Origin of the sequence: Nostoc sp. (assembly GCF_036918015.1) — a bacterium.
GTDB lineage: Bacteria > Cyanobacteriota > Cyanobacteriia > Cyanobacteriales > Nostocaceae > Nostoc.
In genome coordinates this window covers 124,765-147,666 of sequence record NZ_JBALEO010000093.1, presented here as the reverse complement: position 1 = coordinate 147,666, position 22,902 = coordinate 124,765, and the positions used below count along the sequence as shown (strand labels likewise).

General features: G+C 42.5%; 22 protein-coding genes and 1 pseudogene. 13 read left to right on the top strand and 10 right to left on the bottom strand.

The window, feature by feature from the left end; translation table 11 throughout:
* Window positions 1–6: 6 nt before the first annotated feature.
* On the bottom strand, window positions 7–834 hold the full coding sequence (locus tag V7K61_RS29530; protein ID WP_335059070.1) for an Rpn family recombination-promoting nuclease/putative transposase: 828 nt from the start codon (window positions 832–834) through the stop codon (window positions 7–9).
* A gap of 65 nt (window positions 835–899) precedes the next feature.
* Window positions 900–1,826 (bottom strand): carbohydrate ABC transporter permease, encoded by a 927-nt coding sequence (locus V7K61_RS29525; protein WP_335059068.1) that lies wholly within the window; start codon window positions 1,824–1,826, stop codon window positions 900–902.
* Window positions 1,827–2,018: 192 nt separating this feature from the next.
* Between V7K61_RS29525 and V7K61_RS29520 the strand changes: the two genes are divergently transcribed.
* A complete protein-coding gene (locus tag V7K61_RS29520; RefSeq protein ID WP_335059066.1) occupies window positions 2,019–2,681 on the top strand; it encodes a GIY-YIG nuclease family protein in 663 nt (220 codons plus the stop codon).
* Between the two features lie 222 nt (window positions 2,682–2,903).
* Here the strand turns inward: V7K61_RS29520 and trmB are convergent, their stop codons facing one another.
* Complete coding sequence (trmB, locus tag V7K61_RS29515; RefSeq protein WP_335059064.1) at window positions 2,904–3,551, bottom strand: tRNA (guanosine(46)-N7)-methyltransferase TrmB; 648 nt, start codon at window positions 3,549–3,551, stop codon at window positions 2,904–2,906.
* A gap of 375 nt (window positions 3,552–3,926) precedes the next feature.
* Here trmB and V7K61_RS29510 point away from each other — a divergent pair, with 375 nt between their 5' ends.
* From V7K61_RS29510 to V7K61_RS29500, 3 genes are all read left to right on the top strand, one after another.
* Window positions 3,927–4,655, top strand: coding sequence for a MotA/TolQ/ExbB proton channel family protein (locus tag V7K61_RS29510; protein ID WP_335059062.1), 729 nt, complete (start codon window positions 3,927–3,929; stop codon window positions 4,653–4,655).
* Window positions 4,656–4,697: 42 nt separating this feature from the next.
* Window positions 4,698–5,390 carry an ExbD/TolR family protein gene (locus V7K61_RS29505; protein WP_335059060.1) on the top strand — a complete coding sequence of 231 codons (693 nt, stop codon included), beginning with the start codon at window positions 4,698–4,700 and terminating at the stop codon, window positions 5,388–5,390.
* A gap of 402 nt (window positions 5,391–5,792) precedes the next feature.
* The gene (locus V7K61_RS29500) at window positions 5,793–6,155 is read left to right on the top strand and encodes a phage holin family protein (RefSeq protein WP_289798955.1); all 363 of its coding nucleotides are present in this window, start codon (window positions 5,793–5,795) and stop codon (window positions 6,153–6,155) included.
* Between the two features lie 132 nt (window positions 6,156–6,287).
* Here V7K61_RS29500 and psb29 read toward each other — a convergent pair whose 3' ends face one another.
* Window positions 6,288–6,995, bottom strand: a complete 708-nt coding sequence (gene psb29, locus V7K61_RS29495; protein ID WP_335059058.1) for a photosystem II biogenesis protein Psp29 — start codon at window positions 6,993–6,995, stop codon at window positions 6,288–6,290.
* A 209-nt stretch (window positions 6,996–7,204) separates the two neighbouring features.
* Here psb29 and V7K61_RS29490 point away from each other — a divergent pair, with 209 nt between their 5' ends.
* Window positions 7,205–7,810 (top strand): chromophore lyase CpcT/CpeT, encoded by a 606-nt coding sequence (locus V7K61_RS29490; protein WP_335059056.1) that lies wholly within the window; start codon window positions 7,205–7,207, stop codon window positions 7,808–7,810.
* A gap of 56 nt (window positions 7,811–7,866) precedes the next feature.
* Here the strand turns inward: V7K61_RS29490 and V7K61_RS29485 are convergent, their stop codons facing one another.
* On the bottom strand, window positions 7,867–8,235 hold the full coding sequence (locus tag V7K61_RS29485; RefSeq protein ID WP_094351701.1) for an STAS domain-containing protein: 369 nt from the start codon (window positions 8,233–8,235) through the stop codon (window positions 7,867–7,869).
* A gap of 293 nt (window positions 8,236–8,528) precedes the next feature.
* On the bottom strand, window positions 8,529–9,572 hold the full coding sequence (gene hemF / locus V7K61_RS29480; protein ID WP_335059054.1) for an oxygen-dependent coproporphyrinogen oxidase: 1,044 nt from the start codon (window positions 9,570–9,572) through the stop codon (window positions 8,529–8,531).
* 450 nt (window positions 9,573–10,022) lie between these two features.
* Between hemF and V7K61_RS29475 the strand changes: the two genes are divergently transcribed.
* The 8 genes from V7K61_RS29475 (at window position 10,023) to V7K61_RS29440 (ending at window position 19,820) form a co-directional block, all read left to right on the top strand.
* Entirely contained in the window at window positions 10,023–10,547 is a 525-nt protein-coding gene (locus V7K61_RS29475; RefSeq protein ID WP_322673260.1) for an SRPBCC family protein, read from the top strand.
* A gap of 300 nt (window positions 10,548–10,847) precedes the next feature.
* Window positions 10,848–11,918 (top strand): Mrp/NBP35 family ATP-binding protein, encoded by a 1,071-nt coding sequence (locus V7K61_RS29470; protein WP_335059051.1) that lies wholly within the window; start codon window positions 10,848–10,850, stop codon window positions 11,916–11,918.
* A gap of 207 nt (window positions 11,919–12,125) precedes the next feature.
* Complete coding sequence (gene rodA, locus V7K61_RS29465) at window positions 12,126–13,439, top strand: rod shape-determining protein RodA (protein ID WP_335059049.1); 1,314 nt, start codon at window positions 12,126–12,128, stop codon at window positions 13,437–13,439.
* A 118-nt stretch (window positions 13,440–13,557) separates the two neighbouring features.
* Complete coding sequence (locus V7K61_RS29460; RefSeq protein WP_335059047.1) at window positions 13,558–13,755, top strand: NAD(P)H dehydrogenase subunit NdhS; 198 nt, start codon at window positions 13,558–13,560, stop codon at window positions 13,753–13,755.
* 96 nt (window positions 13,756–13,851) lie between these two features.
* Entirely contained in the window at window positions 13,852–14,508 is a 657-nt protein-coding gene (locus tag V7K61_RS29455) for an HAS-barrel domain-containing protein (RefSeq protein WP_292735362.1), read from the top strand.
* A gap of 149 nt (window positions 14,509–14,657) precedes the next feature.
* Window positions 14,658–16,796: a cation:proton antiporter domain-containing protein gene (locus V7K61_RS29450; protein WP_335059045.1), complete on the top strand. Its 2,139-nt coding sequence runs from the start codon at window positions 14,658–14,660 to the stop codon at window positions 16,794–16,796.
* Window positions 16,797–17,330: 534 nt separating this feature from the next.
* Window positions 17,331–18,281: a UDP-glucuronic acid decarboxylase family protein gene (locus V7K61_RS29445; protein ID WP_335059043.1), complete on the top strand. Its 951-nt coding sequence runs from the start codon at window positions 17,331–17,333 to the stop codon at window positions 18,279–18,281.
* Between the two features lie 147 nt (window positions 18,282–18,428).
* The gene (locus V7K61_RS29440; protein ID WP_335059041.1) at window positions 18,429–19,820 is read left to right on the top strand and encodes a UDP-glucose dehydrogenase family protein; all 1,392 of its coding nucleotides are present in this window, start codon (window positions 18,429–18,431) and stop codon (window positions 19,818–19,820) included.
* 175 nt (window positions 19,821–19,995) lie between these two features.
* On the opposite strand, the gene V7K61_RS29435 is transcribed toward V7K61_RS29440, so the two are convergent.
* The 4 genes and pseudogenes from V7K61_RS29435 to V7K61_RS29420 form a co-directional block, all read right to left on the bottom strand.
* Entirely contained in the window at window positions 19,996–20,790 is a 795-nt protein-coding gene (locus tag V7K61_RS29435; protein ID WP_335059039.1) for an LmeA family phospholipid-binding protein, read from the bottom strand.
* A gap of 582 nt (window positions 20,791–21,372) precedes the next feature.
* A pseudogene (locus tag V7K61_RS29430) lies at window positions 21,373–21,807 on the bottom strand (aldo/keto reductase); the annotation flags it as partial.
* A gap of 306 nt (window positions 21,808–22,113) precedes the next feature.
* On the bottom strand, window positions 22,114–22,419 hold the full coding sequence (locus V7K61_RS29425; protein ID WP_335059037.1) for a small RNA NsiR4-regulated ssr1528 family protein: 306 nt from the start codon (window positions 22,417–22,419) through the stop codon (window positions 22,114–22,116).
* Window positions 22,420–22,626: 207 nt separating this feature from the next.
* Window positions 22,627–22,881: a hypothetical protein gene (locus V7K61_RS29420; protein WP_334895848.1), complete on the bottom strand. Its 255-nt coding sequence runs from the start codon at window positions 22,879–22,881 to the stop codon at window positions 22,627–22,629.
* Window positions 22,882–22,902 lie beyond the last annotated feature (21 nt).

Sequence of the window (22,902 nt, the reverse complement as noted above, 5' to 3'; positions counted from 1 at the left end):
CTTCAATTACGAATTACTTCCTGTTCCCTCTTTTCCTTGCTTCTCAATAGTTTGTTGTACTTGTTTAACATCCAATTCTAATGCTTCAGCAATTTGCTCTATACTTAAACCAAACTTAAGTAGACGGGGTATAGTCTCCAGCTTTGTTTCTTCGCGAACCTCTTTTTTTACTTCCTGCTTTGTTTCTTCCTTTACTTCCTGGTAAAATTTAGTTTGTCTCCAATCGGTTAATCCAAACATTGCTTCTAACTCCTGCTGACTTTTGTTTACAAATTTATAAATAAGCATTCTCTCTACTAATTCTAAAAGATTGCTACGGTTAGCTTCATCCGTTTGTTGTACTTGTTTTATCAAGTTTTTCGCTTGCTGTACGGCTTGATCTTCGGCTGCAACTACTAACTTAATTATGCCTAGCCCAATCGAAGACGATGGTACATTATCTAATTCATCTAAATAAATTATACGAATTTGCTGTGGAGCTAATGATGTTTGATAAATGAATGGTATACCTGGATCGAGACTACGTTGGGCAAAAAGTAATACTGCTTGCCAGCGACGTTGAGGTTTATATTGATTGATATAGAGGAAAGCTTCTGTAATTATTCGCCAGTAAATATCATCGTCGCGCTGAAACTGTACCTCAACAAAATAGATTGTATCTTCTGGGTAGTCAGGTTTGGGTAAGAATAAGCCATCGATACGACGTGCTAGTTCTTTGATTTCTACTGAGGTAAATTGGTAGTGTAATGCTAAAGATTGCGATTGTTCCAAAAGTTCAAATAAGACACCTGGAAGAGTTTGGAATAAGGTGTAAAAAATCGTGTCTGTTTTCATGCACTGTCGATATTTGAATATTTTCAGATTCTCGGAGATGAGAGAGGATGATTTTTATAAATTTATTAAATTGTGATATCATCACCTTGCTGATTAATAGCTAATCGCAAAATTGACAAGCCTAAAATTATTAAAAATAGCACTAGTCCAATCGTGCAAGCATAGCTAATTTCCAAGTTATTGAAGGCTTGCTCATATAAGTAATAAACAATCGTCTTCGAGCTACTGAGTGGGCCTCCTTGAGTCATAATGTAGACTTCTTCAAACACTTTGGTTGCAGAAATAGCCGAAATTACCGCCACTAGTGCTAGATATGGCTTCATTAAAGGTATGGTAATATCCCAATGTTTACTGATACCATCAGAGCCATCGATCGCAGCAGCTTCGTAAACATCAGCAGGAATTGATTGCAACCCCGCTAAATAAATCACCATGTAGTAGCCTAGCCCCTTCCACACGGTGACAGCCATGACGCTGGCAAGAGAAATTGGTACAATGCCAAAAATTTTTGCTGGGCTAGTTAGCCAAGGAATACCTTCTGGAAAAAGACCTAAAGCTTTAAATAACTGATTCAGTAATCCGTTTTCTGCATACAGCCATTTCCAAGCGATTCCTGCAACCACCATTGAAATTACCACTGGAGTATAGTAAGCTGCTCTAAACCAATTCATCCCCCGCAGTTTCTGATTTACTAAAATTGCCAGTATTAAAGGAGCAATTACTAAAATTGGTACTACACCCACAAGATATAAAAAAGTGTTTTCCAAGGTTTTCCAAAAAACTACATCCTTCCAAAGCTTGAGGAAGTTGGCGAAACCTATCCATTGTGGTGGCTGGGCAATATCTTCATAGCTGGTAAAACTGAGGTAAAACGCTTGTAGTGCAGGCCAAAAGACAGTTAAGCCTAAAAGAACTAAGGCGGGTAATAAAAATAAATAAGGGGTAAGCCGCTGTTTAATAAATATCCAATTTTTAGGTATCAATTGATTCATAGGAAGTTTAATAGTTATTTTCACTTTGTCAGAAAAAGAATTTGGAAATGTGAGTAGATTTAAGCTTCAATATTTTAAGGGCATTATTTGCTTGTGTAAGCATTGGCGTAGCCTCTGTCTACGACACGCTACGCGAACGTAGAGAAGCTCGTCGTAGAACATCACTAATTAATAACTTGGAGATCAACTGCAATGGAAACTCAGCACAATCCGCCAATTGAACATCAAAATGTCCCCATAAACCACCGTGGACTGCATGATTTTTTGTATAGTTCTGACAACGAACACGCCGCCATTGAGGTGAGTATAACTCCTGAACTGGCAAATAATGGTACTGAAATCATTGACCTTGAGACTTGGAGTGTGGCTGCTCAGAACGCTAAAATTGCCGGAGTTTACGCAGTATTAGATGCAGAACGCCGCACGGAGTACATTGGCTATTCTCGGAATGTGTTGCTTTCCCTAAACGGCCATCTTCGCCAAAATGGCGAACAAAAGTGTGCTTTTGTACGTGTGCAAGCATTCAAGTTTCCCAAGCGTCAAGAAATGGAAGATTTGCGAGATGCGTGGATAGCAGAACTCGAAAGTACGCCACCTGGTAATGCAAATGATTGCGGAATGTGGGCTAGTACGGTAGGTGAAGCGACTAAGGCGGTAATGTCAGAAGCCCAACTTCAAGCCTACGAGGAGAAAAAGCTAAAACTGCGGAAAGCAATGGCTGATACAACTCTTTCTAAAGAGTTAGAAACAATAGATGCGAGTGAAGCCGAACGTCAGCGTCAACTTGAAGCTGCTGTGAACAACGATGACTGGAGTGTAATTATCGACGCACAGACACAGGAAACTAAGTATTGATTTTTGTCTGCTTGATTGCGCTATCTGACTTTTTGAGTAATACCAATTCAAACTTTTCACCCTTAATAAAACATTTATGTCCCAAAAAACTTTCCAATTCTGGGCAATGTTTAATAAAAATATAACAAGCAAGACTTAAGTAATATTAATAAATATTTATAAGGCTGCTCAATAAAACTTCAAATTCAAAATTGGGGAATAGAGTTGATATTATAAACATCTCTATTCTGTACTTCTCACCCTTTCAAACAAAGCTCGATAGACAGGCTCACCCTTTTTTTGCGTGCCTATTTCCCGTTCTGTGGGTACTGGCAGCGGATTTTCGGCTAGCCATTCTCCTGTACCAACTTTCTGAAAAGCTGAATTAGCAGCAAAGCGATCGCGCATTTCCACAGCCACAAATTCCATATCTGATTGCATAAATACCAATCCTCCAACCGCGAGATAATTAGCTAAGTCTGCCACTAGTTCTGGTTGGACTACACGACGTTTAGCGTGGCGGGTTTTAAACCAAGGATCGGGAAATTGAATAGTAACGCGTTGTAAACTTCCTGGAGGCAGGGAAGATAAAAGTGAATGCACTGAGTTATTCACATTGCAAAATAAATAGTACAGGTTTGTTAAACCTAATTCAGAACGTAACTTATTCGCCTCCACCACCAGCGGTTCCCGAATTTCCAAGCCGAGAAAATTCCAGTTGGGTTCTATCTTGGCCATATTCAATAAAAACAGTCCCTTAGCGCAGCCAATATCTAAATGTAGTGGTTGATTTGGCTTTGCATAAATTTTTTCCAAGTCTTGGGGACTTGCTGGTGTTTGATACTTTTTACCAAGTGGATTGACGTGCTGGCGGACTCGGACTGCTGCCAAAATTTGTTCTCCTTTACGTGAAAATATCCTATGGTGATTCAGGTTATATCAATTCAAAAAATGTTTGCGACCAGACACCCTACCCTCACTGATGCACACCCTCCCCGAAGCCTTGTAGAGGGTTGGGTAAGGTCTTATCTATGTATTGCATTCTTTTTTCAAATTGGTATTACAAGGAAGTCTAGCAAAAGTATGCCAAAAATTATCGGTCTATCATTCAATTGCCTACCCAGCAGCAGGTTTGTACCATCTTTGCACTGTTTTTTTAGATTTTCGAGAAATTTATATTTTGGAAGTCCCTCATTTTGCATTAATCTCTAGAATTAAAATGCCTTAACACATTTGCTCTAGTCGTGGAGGGAGGAAATTTAAACAGTGGATATTTTAGATTTGTTTTATAAGGGTGGGCCAGCAATGTGGCCTTTGCTAATTCTGTCGATTTTGGCTTTGAGTGTGATTTTCGAGCGTTTGTGGTTCTGGTTGCGAATGTTGACTCAGGAAAAGCAAATAGTCGATCGCATCCTGGATGCTGCTCAGGATAATTGGGAAGTAGCTGCGGACATTGCAAGACAAGCAAGCCATCAGCCTGTCGGGCGTTTTCTCTACGCCCCTCTACGTTTAGCGAAAAGTGATGCAGAAACCTTTCGACTAGCACTGGAGGCTACAGCAGAAGACGAATTAGCTGGGATGCGGCGGGGCGAAAAACTTTTAGAAGCCGTGATTGCTCTAGCGCCGTTGCTAGGATTGTTGGGTACAGTTTTGGGTTTAATCCACTCTCTTCGCTCAATTCGGATTGGCGATTTGGGAACTGAATCTACTGCTGGGGTAACTACTGGTATTGGTGAATCCTTAATTAGTACGGCAAGTGGGCTAATAGTTGCCATTATTAGTTTGGTATTTTACCGCCTATTTCAAAGTTTTGTAGTCAACCAAGTCAAAGTTTTTCGGAAGGCAGGGAATGAGATGGAATTGCTCTATCGCCAGTCTCCTCCTGACTTTAGCAATAGGACATCAGCAATTGTGCGAGAAAATTTTACTCCACCCCGCAAGCCAGGAAAGACTAGAGTTTCTGAACCTCCTGAACCTCCGAATACACCTAATTAATAGTCAATAATTCAATCCCTAAACCAGGCTTGAGAGTGAGACATGAAAGTTAATCTACATACTCCAATTGAAGAAGTCCAAATTCAAATCATTCCTTTAATTGATGTCGTTTTTTGTATCCTGACATTTTTTTTATTAGCAGCTTTACAATTTACACGCCAACAGGCAATAAATGTTGATTTGCCTAAAGCCAGCCCCAGTACAGTTTCTGGAATAACATCACAGAGTGGAAGTGTGATTGTGACCATCGATGCTGTGGGGAATACTTACATAGAAAAACAGCCTGTAAAACAGGAAGATTTGAGACAGAGTTTAAAACAGTATCTGCAAGCAAACCCTAATGCTGTTGTTGTGCTGAATGCTTCGCGCACAGCGACTTACAATGATGTGATTGAGACATTGGATTTGCTACGACAAGTAGGGGGCGATCGCGTTTCTTTGGGAATTATTCCTGGCCCATCTCAACCATCCATAGACTCGCTTAACCAGCCTGCTGTCCCCTCTTTTCCAATCAATCCTGGTGCTGCGCCACTTCCAGGAATCAATCCCGAAGGGAATATTACCCCAAAATTCCCCTTAGCACCTAATTCTGTACCCTTTCCTAGCATCACTCAGCCTCCAACTGGGCAAGGCATCAGTCCTATCAATCCTGGTATTTCTCCCGTGGTTCCTAACTCAACAGCGCCTAAAGCGCCTGTAGCACCCAAACAAACGCAACCTCCTCTTAAAAGATGAGATAAGGGAATGGGGAATTGGGGATGGTGGGGCCCCCTCTGGGGATAAGGGGTAAGGGGCATTGGGCATGGGTTATTCTCTTTTGTCTCCCTATTTCCCTTGTCCCCCACTCCTCACTCCGCATTCACCCTTCAAGCCTTTTTTTTCCCAAACCTAAAGATATCTATAATAAATTTCGGCTAGATAAAAAAAAACTGCTAATTTACAAATAATTGGTTGAGCTTTAAAGATTTTTCCACCTATAGACTGAGCAATTTATCACCAATTACCATCCACATTTCATACCAAATTGGGGAAGGATGTCCAAATAGGTTAACAGATTGAAAAGCGCTTGTATCAAGCGTCTTTCAGCGTGTCCTAATTACGAATTACAAATTACTAATTAGTATCAGGGGTTGTGGCATGAATATCGTGACGCTTTTAATTGTTTGGGTAGTAACAGCTATCAGCTTGTTGATAATTAGTAAGTTGCCTTTGGGAGTTGAAATTGATACTCCTGGTAAAGCGTTTCTTTCTGCCGCAGTGCTTGGTATCGTGACGGCAATAGTCAGACCGATTTTAAGCCTCATTTTTGCAGTACCAAATCTACTCACTTTGGACTTATTATCCGGCATTTTCACATTTATGATTGCCGTGGTTTGTTTTAGTATTGCTGCTTGGTTAGTAGAGGGCTTTCGCTTGCGCTACGGGATTTGGAGTGCTGTTATTGGGGCATTTACGCTGACTATAATTAACAGCTTGATTTACAAAATATTGGGCGTCTAAAGCTAAGAGTTAGGAGTTAGGAGTGATGAGTTATTAGTAACTCTCAACTCTGGCAATTTTAGATTTTGAATTTTGGATTAAAGTAAAAATCTAAAATCTAAAATTGAATAACTCCCATCTCCTAACTCTTAACTATTCGTTGGAACTTGGGGGAGCAACTGGGGTAGTTGATTGTTGTTTACGTTGCTCGCGTTTTTTGCGATCGGCTGAGAGGATATCTGCCATCACTATTAGCGCTTGCGCCATTTTATCTAGGTTAGAACGGTATAACTCCAAATCCTTGTTGAGTTTGTCATCAGAAAGGTGCAAGCCAGTAGCGATCGCTTTTAGCGCCTCAGTGAGTTGCTTTTCGTCTTTGACTAATTCGGGATCTGACTGTTCTAATAACGAAAATACACCAATTGCGAACAAACGGCTGTATTTAAAGTTAGGATTATTGGCGATCGCTTGTAGGTTTGCTTGCAAGTCAGCATCTCTATCTAAGTAAGTAGTTTGGCCCAGCCACCCAATTAAATCTTTAACTGGCAAACCTTTAGCTACAGCTTGCAATCTTTGGGCATCCTGTCGATATTGTTGCGGATCTTTTTCTATAGCCTGACATAAGGCGTTAAAAATTGATTCTTGATCCCGTTCTGGTTGATAGCCTTCCATGAAGCGATCAAAAGTAGTGACGACACCCAAGGCATAAATTGGATTGTAGCTAAAATCGATATTTACTGACAGCAGATGCATTTCCACCATCAATTCTTCTACTACCCGACGATAAATAGTGTTGATCGGACGGGTGTGAAGATTGTAGAAAGTTCGCTTTGTATCAGAGACTGTACGGACGTTATTCACAAAGAAAAAAGAAATGTTAAGGGCGACGTATCTTTATTTTCTCGCTTAAAGGCTACTTTGCCAAGTTGAGCTTTTAGCGGGTGACGGTTTCATTTACAATATATACACATTAGAAGTATTTTATAAACTGATAGCTACAGGAAATCAGACCTTTTCTCCTAAAAAACTAGCTAAAAATTATTATCCTTAATGATTTATTTATTGTACTTATGAACTTCTCGCCACAGTTAATTGCTTTAGGTGAGTACCTAGCTGGTGAATTTGATAATCGGGAACAAGCCATAGCAGAACCAGTTTGGTATGTCCACCTGTGCCTGTGGCAAAGACCAGTTAATCTGTTCGCAGAAGATAGCATCACCTTATTTGCCGAACAGGCTAACGTTATTACCTTAGATCAACCTTATCGCCAGCGAATTATCCGGTTGCGTCAAAGCAGCGACTCTGACGCAACTGTGGAAGTTCAATATTATATGCCTCAAGATCCAGGTGCATTAAAAGGCGCAGGTGATAATCCTGCTCTACTAAACACACTGACATCTGAACAATTAGATTTACTACCAGGTTGTATCCTAACAGTTACTCAGGAAAAACTAGCTGGCGATCGCTATAAGTTTACCGCTACCCCACTACCAGAGACTAGTTGTAGCTTTACTTATCTTGGCAATAGCATCCATGTTTCTTTAGGTTTTGCAGCTACAGCGACAGAATTTCACAGCTACGACAAAGGAATTGATCCCGCAACTGGAAAAGCAACCTGGGGAGCGATTATGGGGCCTTATCGCTACACCAAGCGAAATCAGTATTCAATAAAATAAAGTTATGAGTTATTGAGTTATGAATTAACTCCTCACTCTTAACTTCTAACTATTTTTTAGCTGGCAATGCTACGAGGCACACCTTCTAAAGCTTCCTCTTCTGTTTCAAAGATTTCAAAAACAGTATCCATCATCGTCACTTCAAACACGAGTTTGGCTTCTGGGTGTACATTACAGATGCGGAAACTGCCTTTGACTTTATCAGCATCACGCATTCCAGCTACCAAAGATGTAAGACCAGAACTATCAATAAAATTTACCTGAGCCAGATTTACAACTACATGGCGACTGAGTTTGGAAATACACTCTTGTAACTTCAGGCGAAATTGCCAAGCCGTGGTGATATCCAGACGGCCTGATGGTGTCAAGACGATAACGGTGTTTCCGTCTTGGGTTGTATAAGTTTTTTGGTCTATATGAATCACTAAAGCCCTCCCCGTGGCATTCCTTTTAAGATTAACAAGTGACAGAATTTTCTAATGCTGTCACTTGAGATTAACAAGCTATAGCTAAATTTGTCACCCTTTTCGGCTAAGTGCTTAACTTTAGTAGTTATAAGTCACCAAAATAGTGGGGAGATGAGGGAAATGAGACAGCGGGGGAAGATCACTTTCTTATAACTCCAAACTCCAAACTCCAAACTCCAAACTCCAAACTCCAAACTCCTAACTCCAAACTCCTAACTCCTAACTCAGCACTCAGCACTCAGCACTCAGCACTATTTGGGTGTCCAGTTGATCCAATCTTGAGGTTTAAGGAAAGTTTCATACAACTCGGCTTCAGGGGAATTGGGTTCCGGTTGATAGCCGTATTCCCAGCGCACTAGGGGAGGTAGGGACATGAGAATAGATTCGGTGCGTCCGTTGGTTTGTAGACCAAAAATAGTGCCTCGGTCATAAACCAAGTTAAATTCTACATAACGTCCCCGGCGGTAGAGTTGAAAATTCCGTTGGCGATCGCCATACTCTATCCCATTGCGCCGTTCTACAATTGGTACGTAGGCTGGTAAAAATGCTCTACCACAGTCTTGTACAAAGCCAAACAAATCTTCCCAATTGCGGGTTGCTGGTGTTCCCACCTGGTTGCTATAAATAGCCGCTTCCCCATTGGGATTTGGCCCGCGATATAAAGCACCCTGGCCATCTTGGTAATCAAAAAACAGACCACCTACACCCCGTGTCTCGTCACGATGCTTGAGGTAGAAATATTCATCACACCACTTCTTAAACACTGGGTAATACTCTGGGTGGTGTTGGTCGCAAGCCTGTTTTAACGTTTTGTGTAGATGTGCCGCATCTTCAGCAAAGGGGTAATAAGGTGTCAAGTCAAGACCGCCACCAAACCACCACACTGGCCCCGCTTCAAAGTAGCGATAATTGAGATGAACCGTGGGCACATAAGGATTGCGAGGATGTAATACCATTGAAGTGCCTGTGGCATAAAAGCCATGCCCTGCGGCTTCAGGGCGTTGGGTTAAAATTGAGGGTGGCAAATGGGAACCCTGAACTTCAGAAAAATTTACACCTGCTTGTTCAAATATTGCACCATCTCGCAGCACGCGCGATCGCCCTCCTCCTCCTCCTTCTGGGCGTTCCCAACTATCTTCATTAAATTTAGCCACACCATCTAGTTTTGCCAATGATTCGGTAATTTCGTCTTGCAGTTGTTTCATAAACTGACTGACCCTAATCTGGGCGTCAGCTGCGGGCAAAGACTTGGATGATTCTGCTTCTACAGTTGGTATTTGCGAGTTGGTCAACATAGATTCCCGAACCTAAATTACAATTTCCAGAAAGCCACAAATTTTTCATTTTAAAATTTGGGGGAAACACGCGCCAACAATCTAGCTCTATTTGCCCAACCCGCTTTTTTCTTCCTGGGTTAAGCATTTATCCGATTGATGGGCATCACTAAAGTTATTTTCCCTCAAATGCGTATAGGCTTGTATATTGAATTAGTTTTTTTTGAAATTCTTAATTGGAATATTCTGGTATAAAGACTAAATTTTAGTCTTAAGCTTGAAGTATCAAGAATTTGACTGGTCTACTCAAAACTTTTTTGCCATATTGCTGATGTCGGCTGTTTGGGTCTGTATCGAATCGAGGCTTGCTATGTTTAGCGCATTTTTGAGAAAGTTTTAATTTAGCAGTAAAGCGTAGTTGCACACCATACCAGATTTCCCAGAAAGTATCTAGGGAGGAGGATTAGGAAAATGCAAGGTTGGTTATCCAAATTCATCCACCGCAAACGTCGTCGGTTTTGCGCTTCTCTGGTGTGGACGTATCGAGAGATTAGTTCTGCTTCTGTAGATGAACTGTGGCAAAAAGTGGTTGACTTAACAGATGTTTCCTGGCATCCACAACTTAAGAGTACTAATGTTCCTCACGGATTAGTACCCAAACCAGGATTAATTTTTCAAGCTGTAACACGCTTTTCGCCGATACCCATCAGAATTTTTGTGGAACGCGTCAATCCCAGAGAGATGCTGAGTATCCGAGTGATGGCGATTCCTGGAATAGAGGAACGGGTAACTTACCAAGTAGAGTCAACAGTTTGTGGTACTTGTTTGTCTTATTCTGTAACTCTACGAGGTTGGTTATCGCCCCTGATTTGGTCTTTATCCCGTCCTTATGCAGACCGCGTTGCACGATCTTTAGTTGAGGCAGTAGAAAAGACGGCATTACCAGCGGTATCTGGTAATAAAAAATCCCTTAATGATAGTTGTTTTGATTTTTAGGTACTGGGGATGGGGGAAGAAGCAAGGGAAAGGGAGCAGGGGAGCAGGGGAGCAGGGGAGCAAGGGAGCAGGGGAGAAGAGTTTTCCCCTCAGCAAGAGTAGCAGCGTGCCCTTCTGTCTCTTTTAAATGCCCAATGACCAAAGAAAGTTAAGATTCTATTAGGTAATAATGCTATTTGCTAAGTTTTATTACGGCAGTGACAGTGATAACACTAAGCTGACCTTACTTAAGAAAGCATCCAGTTAATAGCTAAGATGTTCCCCACAAGTGTATTTATTCATTTTGAATTTTGAATTTTTATGTACGATGTCCTAGATTCCCGCTCTGTATTAGAAATTTTGCGACCAGTGGAAGACCCAGAACTCCGCAAAAGTCTGGTAGAACTGAATATGATTCGCAACGTAAAAATTGACGGTGGTAAGGTTAGTTTCACTTTAGTATTAACCACTCCTGCCTGTCCTTTACGTGAATTTATTGTCGAAGACTGTCAGAAAGCTGTCAAAAAACTCCCAGGCGTTACAGATGTCAGCATAGAAGTGACGGCAGAAACACCGCAACAAAAAAGTTTACCCGATCGCACTGGTATTTCTGGAGTCAAAAATATCATTGCTGTTTCCAGCGGCAAAGGTGGCGTTGGTAAAAGTACAGTTGCAGTGAATGTAGCAGTGGCTCTAGCCCAAACTGGGGCGAAAGTCGGCTTGCTAGATGCTGATATTTACGGGCCCAATGATCCCACCATGCTGGGTCTATCTGATGCTCAAATTACTGTGCGTTCTACTGAAACAGGTGACATCCTGGAACCTGCTTTTAATCACGGCGTCAAATTAGTTTCAATGGGCTTTTTGATTGACCGAGATCAACCAGTAATTTGGCGGGGGCCTATGCTCAATGGTGTAATTCGCCAGTTTCTCTATCAAGTTGAATGGGGTGAACTGGACTATCTGATTGTAGATATGCCACCGGGAACAGGAGACGCTCAGTTAACTTTAACGCAAGCAGTACCGATGGCTGGGGCAGTAATTGTCACCACACCGCAAAACGTAGCTCTGTTAGATTCTCGCAAGGGATTGCGGATGTTCCAGCAAATGAATGTTCCGGTATTGGGGATCGTGGAAAATATGAGCTATTTTATCCCTCCGGATCAACCAGATAAGCAATATGACATCTTTGGTTCCGGTGGTGGCTCCAAAACAGCTGCGGAATTGGGAGTGCCACTGTTGGGGTGCGTGCCGCTAGAGATTTCCACGCGAGTTGGTGGTGACAGTGGTGTACCGATAGTTGTTGGCGATCCAGATTCAGCTTCAGCAAAAGCATTAACAGCGATCGCTCTTACTATTGCTGGTAAAGTATCAGTTGCTGCCCTGACATAATTATAAATTTTGATTTCTATCTACTTCCTGGGCTATAGCTTGGGAATACTAGGGACTGGGTATTAGGAAGTGGGGAAGCAAGGGAGAATAACCAATGCCCAATGCCCACTTGCCCTGAGCGTTCGCGCAGCGTCTCCGTTAGGAGAAGCCGAAGGGATTCCCAATTCCCAATTCCCAAAAATTAAAGCTAAAGTCTAAACTGGCACAATGTTGTTAAAACGATCGCTCCCCAAAATTCGCTGGAAGTCTTGGGTTAAGCCCTGGCAGAATGTAGATTGGCTACTTTTCTGTCTGCCGATTGCTGTCAGTATTTTTGGCGGCCTGATGATTCTCAGTACGGAACTGAAGCAGCCAGTAACTGACTGGTGGTGGCACTGGATGGTAGCAGGTATCGGCGTGCTTATAGCCCTATTTTTATCTCGCATCCGTTACGAACTCTTGATGCAGTGGCACTGGGTAACTTATTCATTAACGAATTTCAGCTTAATCGCCGTGATGATTGCTGGTACTAGTGCCAAAGGGGCGCAGCGGTGGATTAGTATCGCCGGCTTTAACGTGCAACCCTCAGAATTTGCCAAAGTCGGCATGATTATCACCTTAGCAGCCTTACTACACAGGCGGACTGCTTCTAGCCTCGAAGGTGTTTTCCGCGTTCTGGCAATCACCGCTATACCTTGGGGACTAGTATTTTTGCAGCCAGATTTAGCAACATCACTGGTATTTGGTGCGATCGTCTTAGGAATGCTTTATTGGGCAAATGCTAACCCAGGCTGGTTAATTCTGATGATTTCTCCGGTGGTTGCCGCCATTTTGTTTAGTATCTCTTGGCCTTTAACAGAGCCAATAGTTTTATTCAAAGAACTATCTTTTGGCCCATTAGGATTAATTTGGTCAGTTGCAATGGCTATTGTCGGCTGGCAAACTCTTCCCTGGCGTCGATTTGGTTTAGGTGCTATCGGTGCATGGACTCTCAATATACTGGGTGGCGAATTAGGAGTCTTCGCCTGGAACCATGTTTTGAAAGAGTATCAAAAAGACCGACTGACTGTATTCATGAATCCCGATCACGATCCACTTGGTGCTGGATATCACTTAATCCAATCTCGCATTGCTATTGGTGCTGGTGAAATTTGGGGATGGGGTCTTTTTAAGGGGCCCATGACACAACTGAATTTTGTACCAGAACAGCATACAGACTTTATTTTCTCCGCAGTGGGGGAAGAATTTGGTTTTGTCGGTTGTTTGTTAGTGCTGTTTGTCTTCTGCTTAATTTGCTTGCGTCTACTGCATGTTGCCCAAACCGCCAAAGATAACTTTGGTTCTTTGTTGGCTATTGGCGTTTTGTCCATGATTGTGTTTCAGCTGATTGTCAACATTGGCATGACTGTTGGTTTAGCACCTGTGGCAGGAATTCCCCTACCTTGGATGAGTTATGGGCGTTCTGCGATGCTGACTAACTTCATTTCCTTGGGAATAGTAGAATCAGTAGCAAATTTTCGACAAAGGCAGAAGTATTATTGATTCGTCATTCGTCATTTGTCATTTGTCCTTTGTCCTTTGCCCAATGACTAATGACCAATGACCAATGACCATTAACAAGTATTAAGCTATTAAAAGGAAACAAGCGAGGCTAAAAAAAATGATTCTGCCTGGAGCAACTGTTCGCGTCAATAATCCCGCAGATACCTATTATCGCTACGAAGGACTCGTACAAAGACTGACTGATGGCAAAGTAGCCGTATTATTTGAAGGTGGTAACTGGGATAAATTAGTTACCTTCCGCCTGAGCGAATTGTCACTCGTAGAAACCACCGCCGGACGTAAAAAAGCCAAATAAGACTTAGTTAGGAGTGAGAAGTTAGGAGTTAGGAGTTATGATTCCTCAACTCATAACTCTTAACTCCTAACTCCTAACTCTTAACTCAGCACTCCCATGCGCCTCCCCCTACCACAGTTTGCCACTGGCGATCGCCATCCGAACCACATTGCGGAGGTGATTGAAACTACTAGTACTGAATTTTTAGCTCAGTGTTTGGAACCGGAAGATTTAAGCTTTCCCTCGATGCCACCCTTTGGTAGTTGGGTCTGTTCTGTAGATGAAGAATCTGGCAATCAAATTTATGCTGTAGTGTATTATGCCACCACTATGCCCATAGATTCCGTACACCGGGCGAGAGCATTAGGGTTATCCTTGCAAGACTTACGGGAAGAACAACCCCAAATATTTGCCATGCTCCGCACAGAATTCCGGGCTGCGATCGTGGGATTTGAACTATCTTCGCAAAATCAAAGTTATAACCAAAGAGTATATCAGTATCTTCCACCCCGTCCCCCCCAAATTCATCAAGCTGTTTATCGATGTGAACCAGAAGCTATCATTAAATTTACTGAAGAACTAGATTTTTTACGGACACTGCTGTGTATAAATGGTGCGCCAATAGAGTCTTTAACCGCAGCTGCCATTCGAGATGTATACCAGTTACGCAAAGCTGACCGACAATGGCTAATTAAAGCTGGACGTAGCTTAAGTGTGCTACTGAAAGATGACTACGATCGCTTACGGTTCATCTTGAGTCAAATCCACCCGTAGGTAGTTAATTCTTAAATAATCGCCTAGTTAGTGTAAATTAAGAAGATTTTTGATTTTTCGTCAGGTGGCTTCTCTATTTATTCATATTGATCGGGCGATCGCCCCCAAGGTAATCGCTGTTTTACCATAGCCCCTTCAATTCCTAAATCATGGAACTCATATCACAAGTTCTTGTTCTGGAACCAACTTCCCAAGTTCTTAGCAAAGAACCAATTGTTCCCTTTGCTATTTTGCTGGTGGTCATCTTAGTTATACCCATCATGTTTGAGCGGCTAAGATTACCAGGATTGGTGGGTTTGGTTTTCTCAGGGCTAGTACTTGGGCCTTCAGGTTGGAATCTTTTTCAGTCTGACTCACCGATGATTAACCTACTATCAGACATTGGGTTAATTTATTTGCTGTTTGTCGCTGGGCTAGAAATTGATTTAGAACAGTTTCGCCGGAAAAAAAGTCGTGCCTTTGGGTTTGCTAGCTTTACTTTCTGTGTACCCATACTCATGGGAACCTTAGTAGGGCTGATTTTAGGCTATGGCTGGAATACTTCAATCTTAATTGGCTCTTTATTCGCTTCCTATACCCTTTTGGCATACCCCATAATCAGCCGCTTGGGAGTGGTAAACAACGAAGCTGTTACTGTCACCATCGGAGCTACAATTTTTACAAACATTGGCGCAGTACTGATATTAGCCATTTGTGTAGCTGTCTCTCATACTGAAGCATTCAGCTTTGCGAAACTACTCACTTTGTCGGGTTGGCTAATTATTTACTCTGTGGCCGTTGTGACAGGCTTTGATTGGGCAGGCAAAGAATTTTTCAAACGGTCTGGAGACGATGAAGGAAACAAGTTTTTGTTTGTATTGCTTTCTGTGTTTCTGGCAGCTGTGGGCGCTCAATTGATTGGGGTAGAAAAAATTGTTGGTGCTTTTTTAGCGGGTTTGGCGGTGAATGAAGCTGTGGGTGAAGGCCCAGTCAAAGAAAAGGTGGTCTTTATTGGCAGTGTGCTATTCATTCCCATTTTCTTTGTTGACCTTGGCTTACTGATCGATTTACCCGCCTTTGTGAATAATCTGAACACGCTCAAGTTAACGCTGTTGCTCGTAGTTGGTTTGATTATCAGTAAATTGATCGCAGCTTTGTTGACAAAACTGGTTTACCGCTATAAATGGCAAGAAATGCTAACGATGTGGTCGCTGTCACTTCCCCAGGTTGGTACAACGTTAGCAGCAACGTTAGTGGGATATCAGGCTGGGTTGCTACCACTAGAAGTATTACACAGTGTGATTGTCTTAATGCTTGTCACATCGACCTTGGGGCCGTTGATAACCAGTCGAATAGCTGTTGGTTTGAATTCCCCACCAGATGAAGACCCAGCACCACCCCTAGCTGAGGAAAACGCATCAGAAATAGACAGTGCTTTTACTATAGTCGTACCTATATATAATCCTCAGACCCAGCAGTATTTGATTGAAATGGCAGCGTTATTAGCACGTCAGTCTCATGGCAAAATTATACCCCTGGCGATCGCTACTGCTGCTGCTCAGATGGATGCGCCCCAGTTAGAAGCGTCTCTACAACGGAGTGAGTGGTTATTGAATAAAGCCACGACACAAAGTCGAACCTTGGGCGTAGCCGCAGAACCAATGCTGCGAATTGATGATGCCTTTGCTCAAGGAATTAGTAGAGCAGCCCGCGAACAAAAGGCTAATTTAATTGTTATGGGTTGGGGTAAACGGACTGGGTTACGAGCGCGTTTATTTGGGAATGTGATTGATGGTGTGCTTTGGGCATCTCATTGTCCAGTAGCAGTGACACGTCTAGTAGAATCACCGAAAAAAATTCAGCGGATCTTAGTACCAATCGAAAATTTAACAGCACCAACATTACAACCTGTACAATTTGCCCAGATGCTAGCAGAGGCAAATCAGAGCCACATTACTGTGCTGAATGTGTGCGATCGCCGCACTAGTTCTAGTAAAATTGCTTGGAGGCGATCGCATCTCTCCCTATTGGTATCTAAATTGGCTTTAGCCAATGCCCCAGAAATTCAAATCATCGCTCACGAAAATGTTGCCCAAGCAATTTTGCAGGCAGCAAGATTATATGATTTAGTAGTTTTACCTTTTATACGTAATCGTACCAGTCCTGGAGGGTTAGCCATTAGCGATGTCACAACCCAGTTAGCCAGACAACTCACCTGCTCAATTATCATGCTTGGAGAACCGCAACGCACTCAAAGCACAAATTTGATTATGTCTACCACGGTTAGCAGCATTACATCTGCTGTATGATGTAAGGCAGAATACAGTTCAAGTAAGTGGACTTGGGCTGCCTTAGCGTAGTCCGCACTTCTCTTACGAGACGCTGCACGTAGCTTGCTTCCACGAAGTGGTACGACAAGCTCAGTGACCACCGAAGACATCAAATTTCCGAAAATATTGGCAATAAATGAATCGGCTGTAGGGATTTACATCTGTATTATTTGCATATATTTGTAGCGCGAGTGTCAACCCGATCTCGACTAATTTTTGGTATCCAATTAAAAACGTAATAGCCGTAAAAATACTTTATGTTTTTGAAGATTTGATAAAGAACGGCTGAACAACAAACAACTTTTAAACAATTTTTGTTATTTTGCTAATTGAATTCTTAAGAAAACAGGTAAAAATATAACAAAACTACAACCGTGAAAAAATAGGTAAGTTCAACAATAATTTTTGATTGAGCCTTATTCTTTTTTTTGTTTTGTATTTTTGCACCCAAGCTGGGTAATCTAAAAGTAAGTGCAATAGCTACTGAAAATATTTGTAAGTAACTGGGAAACTATGAGAATTTTGGTGACGGGCGGTGCTGGGTTTATTGGTTCCCATCTCATCGACCGACTAATGGCTGCTGGGCATGAAATAATATGCTTGGATAATTTTTACACTGGTCATAAACGCAACATTCTGAAATGGTTAGGCCATCCGTACTTTGAATTGATCCGCCACGATATTACCGAACCAATTCGGTTAGAAGTGGATCAAATTTATCATTTAGCTTGTCCTGCTTCACCAGTACATTACCAGTACAACCCAGTTAAAACCGTTAAAACTAACGTGATGGGAACACTGAATATGTTGGGGCTAGCTAAACGTGTCAAAGCAAGGTTTTTCTTAGCTTCTACTAGTGAAGTATACGGAGATCCAGAAGTTCATCCCCAAACTGAAGAGTATAGAGGTAGCGTCAATCCCATTGGAATACGTTCATGCTATGACGAAGGTAAAAGAATTGCTGAGACTCTAGCATTTGATTACTACAGGCAAAATAAAGTTGATATTCGAGTTGTGCGGATATTCAACACCTACGGGCCGAGAATGTTAGAAAATGATGGTCGGGTGGTGAGCAACTTTATAGTTCAAGCCTTGCAGGGTAATCCTTTAACCGTGTACGGTGATGGTTCGCAAACTCGTAGTTTCTGCTACGTTTCGGATTTGGTAGAAGGATTCATCCGCCTAATGAATAGCGACTACATTGGCCCAATGAACCTGGGTAATCCTGGTGAATACACGATTTTACAATTGGCACAAGCAGTGCAAAATATGATCAATCCAGACGCGCAGATTAAATTCGAGGCACTACCTTCGGACGATCCCCGGCGTCGCCAGCCGGATATTACAAAGGCAAAAACTTGGTTAAATTGGGAACCTACCATTCCTCTGCAAGAGGGTTTAAAACTAACAATAGAAGATTTTCGCGATCGCATCCAAAGCGATGTCAATAATTCAACCACCTGAGTTACGTCTAGCGTCGCTCTAAATTTTCATCCAGGCTAACCCATCGGTAGCTAGTATATTTAGTTGCTGAGTTTTCACAAGTATGTAAGTGTAAAGTTGAGAACTTCTTTTTGAAGATTAAGCCCAAATAAGTGAGGAATTAAATAAATGCGTGTTTGCGTGATTGGTACTGGTTACGTTGGTTTAGTTACAGGCGCTTGCTTGGCTCATATTGGGCATGATGTAATTTGCGTAGACAACAACGAAGAAAAAGTTAAGTTAATGAAGTCTGGGCAGTCTCCAATTTTTGAGCCGGGACTCTCAGAAATTATGCAATCTGCCATTCAAACAGAGAAGATTCATTTTACTAGCGATCTTGCGGCTGGAGTTTCACACGGAGAAATTCTGTTTATTGCTGTGGGAACGCCACCTTTACCCACTGGTGAAAGTGATACTCGTTACGTCGAAGCTGTAGCCCGTGGGATTGGGGAAAATCTCAACGGTGGTTATAAAGTCATAGTGAATAAATCTACAGTACCCATTGGCTCAGGTGACTGGGTGCGGATGCTTGTTCTAGATGGTGTTGCAGAGCGGCAGAAAGCACTGATACCCGCGGGTGGAGTGCCAAGTGATGAGAAATTACCTGAATTTGTAGCCGAGTTTGATGTAGTCAGCAATCCAGAGTTTTTGCGCGAAGGTTCGGCGGTTCACGACACCTTTAACCCCGATCGCATTGTACTAGGAGGCAATAGCCAAAGAGCAGTAGCCTTAATGCAACAACTGTATGCCCCAATTGTGGAACGCAAGTACGCTGAGGATCAATCTTTACCCCCAGTACCAATTCTGGCAACAGACCTGAGCTCGGCGGAGATGATCAAATACGCCGCTAATGCCTTTTTAGCCACTAAGATTAGTTTTATTAACGAAGTTGCTAATATTTGCGATCGCGTCGGTGCTGATGTCACCCAAGTAGCCAAAGGTATCGGTCTAGATTCCCGCATTGGTAACAAGTTTTTACAAGCTGGTATTGGTTGGGGTGGTTCTTGTTTTCCCAAAGATGTCTCAGCTCTGATTCACACTGCTGATGACTATGGTTATGAAGCCCAGCTACTGAAATCCGCTGTTAGTGTCAACGAACGTCAGCGGTTGATTGCTTTGGAAAAACTCCAACAAGTTCTGAAAATTCTCAAAGGCAAAACAGTCGGACTACTCGGACTGACCTTCAAGCCAGATACCGACGACTTGCGAGACGCCCCAGCACTCATCCTAATTGAGCAGCTAAACCGACTGGGAGCCAAAGTCAAAGCCTACGACCCCATTATTTCTCAAACAGGTATGCGTCATGGTCTTTCTGGGGTGTTAGTAGAAACCGATGCTGAAAGACTAGCTGATGGCTGTGATGCTTTAGTACTCGTCACCGAATGGCAGCAGTTCAGCACTCTGGATTATGTGAAGATGGCGAAACTGATGGTCCACCCCGTTATCATCGATGGTCGTAACTTCCTCGACCCCGAAGCAATGATACGTGCAGGATTCCAATATGTAGGTGTGGGAAGATAGAAAGTTAGCAGTTAGGAGTTAGGAGTGACAAATAAAAATTAATTACAATCTATAATTAACAACTCCTAACTCCTTTCAAAACCTAAAGATTTAAACTACCGCCTAGATGATTCTAGGCGGTATTTAATTTGTTTAAAGCTTCATTTTACATTAACTTTTTGCGTGTAATCTTGCATCAAGCGCTATGTGGAATACGTTCAATTTCAGCATATCCACTGAAAATAATTTTTTGACCTTCAGTTTCTAATCGGTTGAGGCGCATTTTCACTCCATCAAGGTCAAAACGATCTAAATCGACCATATTATCTAAAATTTCTACCAGCGCTACGCTCAAGGTTTGCGAGATTTCCCGTTGTGCTTCTGGCACTTGGTCAAGTTGAATTTTCGGATCTTTGAAAGAAACTCGCCGCCGTCTTTCAATACCTACAGTTAAAATCATGCTCAGTGGTACGAGTTCACCATTATTTAAATCTGCTTTTGCTACAAGCTGTAAGCGATTTTCTGGCAATAGCTGTATCTGGACATCTGTAAAGGAGACTGGTTCACCGCCAGATAATTCTGTCAGTGATGGTACGGTGAGGTTAAGCAGGCGCTTTTTCACCAGTTCCGCATTAAAGGCTTGGTTTATGCCTGCTTCTGATAATATGACTTGAGCGATCGCTTGAGTGGGCTGCTTAAGGCTAAGTTTGCCACTTAAAACCGAGCCGAAGTCAATGGAAACTGCATCAGTTTCAAACGACATCTCCTCAACCGCGAAATCTCTCCGAATCACTAAGCCACGACCGCTCATTTTGAAGCTATCAATGCTGCCTTGCAAGAGCTTGCTGGAGGGGTAGCAGCGCACAAAGACTTCTACTGACTCGCTTTCAGTAAACAGGTGGCGAATCGTTTGGCTGGCGACTGTATTGAGCATTCGCTCTCCCCAATCTGTGCCTTTAGGATCTTGTAAACCAGTAAGTCCGCCGAACATGTGGTTTTGGGTCTCTAGAAGTTCTTTGTACTTTTGTAACAAATCATGAAGAATACAGCAAGCGATCCCGTGATTAATTGTACTGATGGATAGGCATAGAATGGCTGATGGTTAATGAGGTAATGTATTAAATATTACTAATTAAACTTAGATAGGAAGAAAGTCGCAGAATTCATGACAATAGTAATCATACGCTAAAGTTTTATCGAACAGAATTCAGGAGTCAGGAGTCAGAATTCAGTTGGGTATTCTGTATGACTGGCGGATAGAGCCGGCGGCAAGCGAGTGCGCGTACTCTGTAAGAGTTGCAAGCTACGCTTTTAGCGTCTGTCTGCGACACGCTGCGCGAACGTAGAGAGCGTCTTGATTCTGACTTCTGAATTCTGACTTCTGAATTCTGACTTCTGAATTCTGACTTCTGAATTCTGACTTCTGAATTCTTCAACTGAAAGTCCCTCAGTGACTTGCAGTGGCAACACTAATGGAACTGCTACTTGAATTTATCAATGATAGGTGGCTCCTAAGCTCTGTGGTAGCATAGTCGATGTGTGAAGTTCCTCCACAGACAACACTAAGAAAGCATTATGCTGACATCAATTGCTGGATACGCTGTGGTTCTTCTCCTAGCCAATCTGGATTTTGGGCAGTGCTGTCGAAGATTGATGAGGTTTTGAACGGCTCAAACTCGCCGCGTGATGCCGCTTCTGCCGTTTTTGCTAAGAGCGATCGCACCTGTTCCTCATTCATTGGCTGGAATGTCCGCACTGCTTCAAAAGCTTGCTCTAGAATTTCCATGCTGTCAATTCCGGTAATCACAACCGATGTCGGCAGATTCAAAGCATAATGTAAACACTCAATTGGTGTTACAGTTTTTGACTGTAAAAGAATACCGTTTGCCAAGCTTTTCATCCCCAAAACGCCAATGTTTTGTTTCACAAGTTCTGGCACAACCAGCTTTGCAAAGCTCCGGTAGTGGGCATCCATGACATTTAGCGGCATCTGCACTGCATCAATTTCAGCTATTACTCAAGTACATATAGCCATCTGCCAATTCAAACACAAGGCAAAGCTGACAATATCTTGCTGTAGATACACTTTTCAACGCGATCGGGAAAAGACTCAAGAAGCCAAAATACCGATGGCAATTTAGGATATGTGAGGTAGAGAATTGAGATTATTGTAGAGACGGCGATTCATCGCGTCTTTTGCCTGTGATTCATCGCGTCTCTTGCCTTAACCGAACAGTATTAAGGGCACAGCAATGCTGTGCCCCTACAACATATTTGGTTCAAATAAATGAAAACTGTTGTAAAATACCAACAATTATTTACCGCTATAGAAAAAGGCAATTTCTTTTTCTTTTAGGGGTGCAAAATCAGCATCTACAAGTAATTGGTCGAGTTCTGCTTGGGGAATATGCTTTGCACCAATTCGCACAATGCGCGATCGCATCGTATTAGATACACCACTGCGCTGTCTATTGCCTTCTAGCGCCATAACTTTACCATAAAGTTCTAGCTTGGCAGGGGGAATGGGAGAACCATCAAAATCAATTCCCTGTGTGATCGCTTCATCAATCGCATCAGCTCCTGTAGTAGTTTGATTCCCTGGGTTAGTTTCGGTAGGCATGGTGATTTACTCTTCTTCGCTATGGGTAGATTTTACCAGCCTTGCTGACACCAAAGCTGCCAACCTTCAAACTCACAGAAACAGTGCTGAGTGCTGTTAGCGATAGCGGGGCGTTTAACCCGTAACGAGTGCTGAGTAAAAAAGTAATAATTGTACTCAACGTTTTAACTATGGGGTAACTCAGTAATCAGCGCTCCTGAAGTTAGACTAATCACGAGCTTGTCGCGTCACCACACCACCAACAAACGCCCCTAAGATAGTGCCTGTCCAAAGTCCTGCTGTGCTACCTTGCCATATTGCTCCTGGTGTCATCCAAGCGTTGCACATCTCCTTTAAACCCCAAGGTTGGTTTTGGCACTTTTGGCTATGCAGCATCATAGTGATTTGCCCACTGGTGTAAGCGCCAAAAAAACCTGATGACAGTGCCAAGAAAGTGCAAATTAAAATTCTGTTTTTTGTCATTTGTCATTTGTCATTGGTCAT

Coding starts and splice junctions, on each gene's coding strand:
- V7K61_RS29530 (WP_335059070.1), bottom strand. CDS start 834: ATGAAAACAGACACGATTTTTTACACCTTATTCCAAACTCTTCCAGGT.
- V7K61_RS29525 (WP_335059068.1), bottom strand. CDS start 1,826: ATGAATCAATTGATACCTAAAAATTGGATATTTATTAAACAGCGGCTT.
- V7K61_RS29520 (WP_335059066.1), top strand. CDS start 2,019: ATGGAAACTCAGCACAATCCGCCAATTGAACATCAAAATGTCCCCATA.
- V7K61_RS29505 (WP_335059060.1), top strand. CDS start 4,698: ATGAAAGTTAATCTACATACTCCAATTGAAGAAGTCCAAATTCAAATC.
- V7K61_RS29500 (WP_289798955.1), top strand. CDS start 5,793: ATGAATATCGTGACGCTTTTAATTGTTTGGGTAGTAACAGCTATCAGC.
- V7K61_RS29490 (WP_335059056.1), top strand. CDS start 7,205: ATGAACTTCTCGCCACAGTTAATTGCTTTAGGTGAGTACCTAGCTGGT.
- hemF (WP_335059054.1), bottom strand. CDS start 9,572: ATGTTGACCAACTCGCAAATACCAACTGTAGAAGCAGAATCATCCAAG.
- V7K61_RS29475 (WP_322673260.1), top strand. CDS start 10,023: ATGCAAGGTTGGTTATCCAAATTCATCCACCGCAAACGTCGTCGGTTT.
- V7K61_RS29470 (WP_335059051.1), top strand. CDS start 10,848: ATGTACGATGTCCTAGATTCCCGCTCTGTATTAGAAATTTTGCGACCA.
- rodA (WP_335059049.1), top strand. CDS start 12,126: ATGTTGTTAAAACGATCGCTCCCCAAAATTCGCTGGAAGTCTTGGGTT.
- V7K61_RS29460 (WP_335059047.1), top strand. CDS start 13,558: ATGATTCTGCCTGGAGCAACTGTTCGCGTCAATAATCCCGCAGATACC.
- V7K61_RS29455 (WP_292735362.1), top strand. CDS start 13,852: ATGCGCCTCCCCCTACCACAGTTTGCCACTGGCGATCGCCATCCGAAC.
- V7K61_RS29450 (WP_335059045.1), top strand. CDS start 14,658: ATGGAACTCATATCACAAGTTCTTGTTCTGGAACCAACTTCCCAAGTT.
- V7K61_RS29445 (WP_335059043.1), top strand. CDS start 17,331: ATGAGAATTTTGGTGACGGGCGGTGCTGGGTTTATTGGTTCCCATCTC.
- V7K61_RS29440 (WP_335059041.1), top strand. CDS start 18,429: ATGCGTGTTTGCGTGATTGGTACTGGTTACGTTGGTTTAGTTACAGGC.
- V7K61_RS29435 (WP_335059039.1), bottom strand. CDS start 20,790: ATGTTCGGCGGACTTACTGGTTTACAAGATCCTAAAGGCACAGATTGG.
- V7K61_RS29425 (WP_335059037.1), bottom strand. CDS start 22,419: ATGCCTACCGAAACTAACCCAGGGAATCAAACTACTACAGGAGCTGAT.
- V7K61_RS29420 (WP_334895848.1), bottom strand. CDS start 22,881: ATGACAAAAAACAGAATTTTAATTTGCACTTTCTTGGCACTGTCATCA.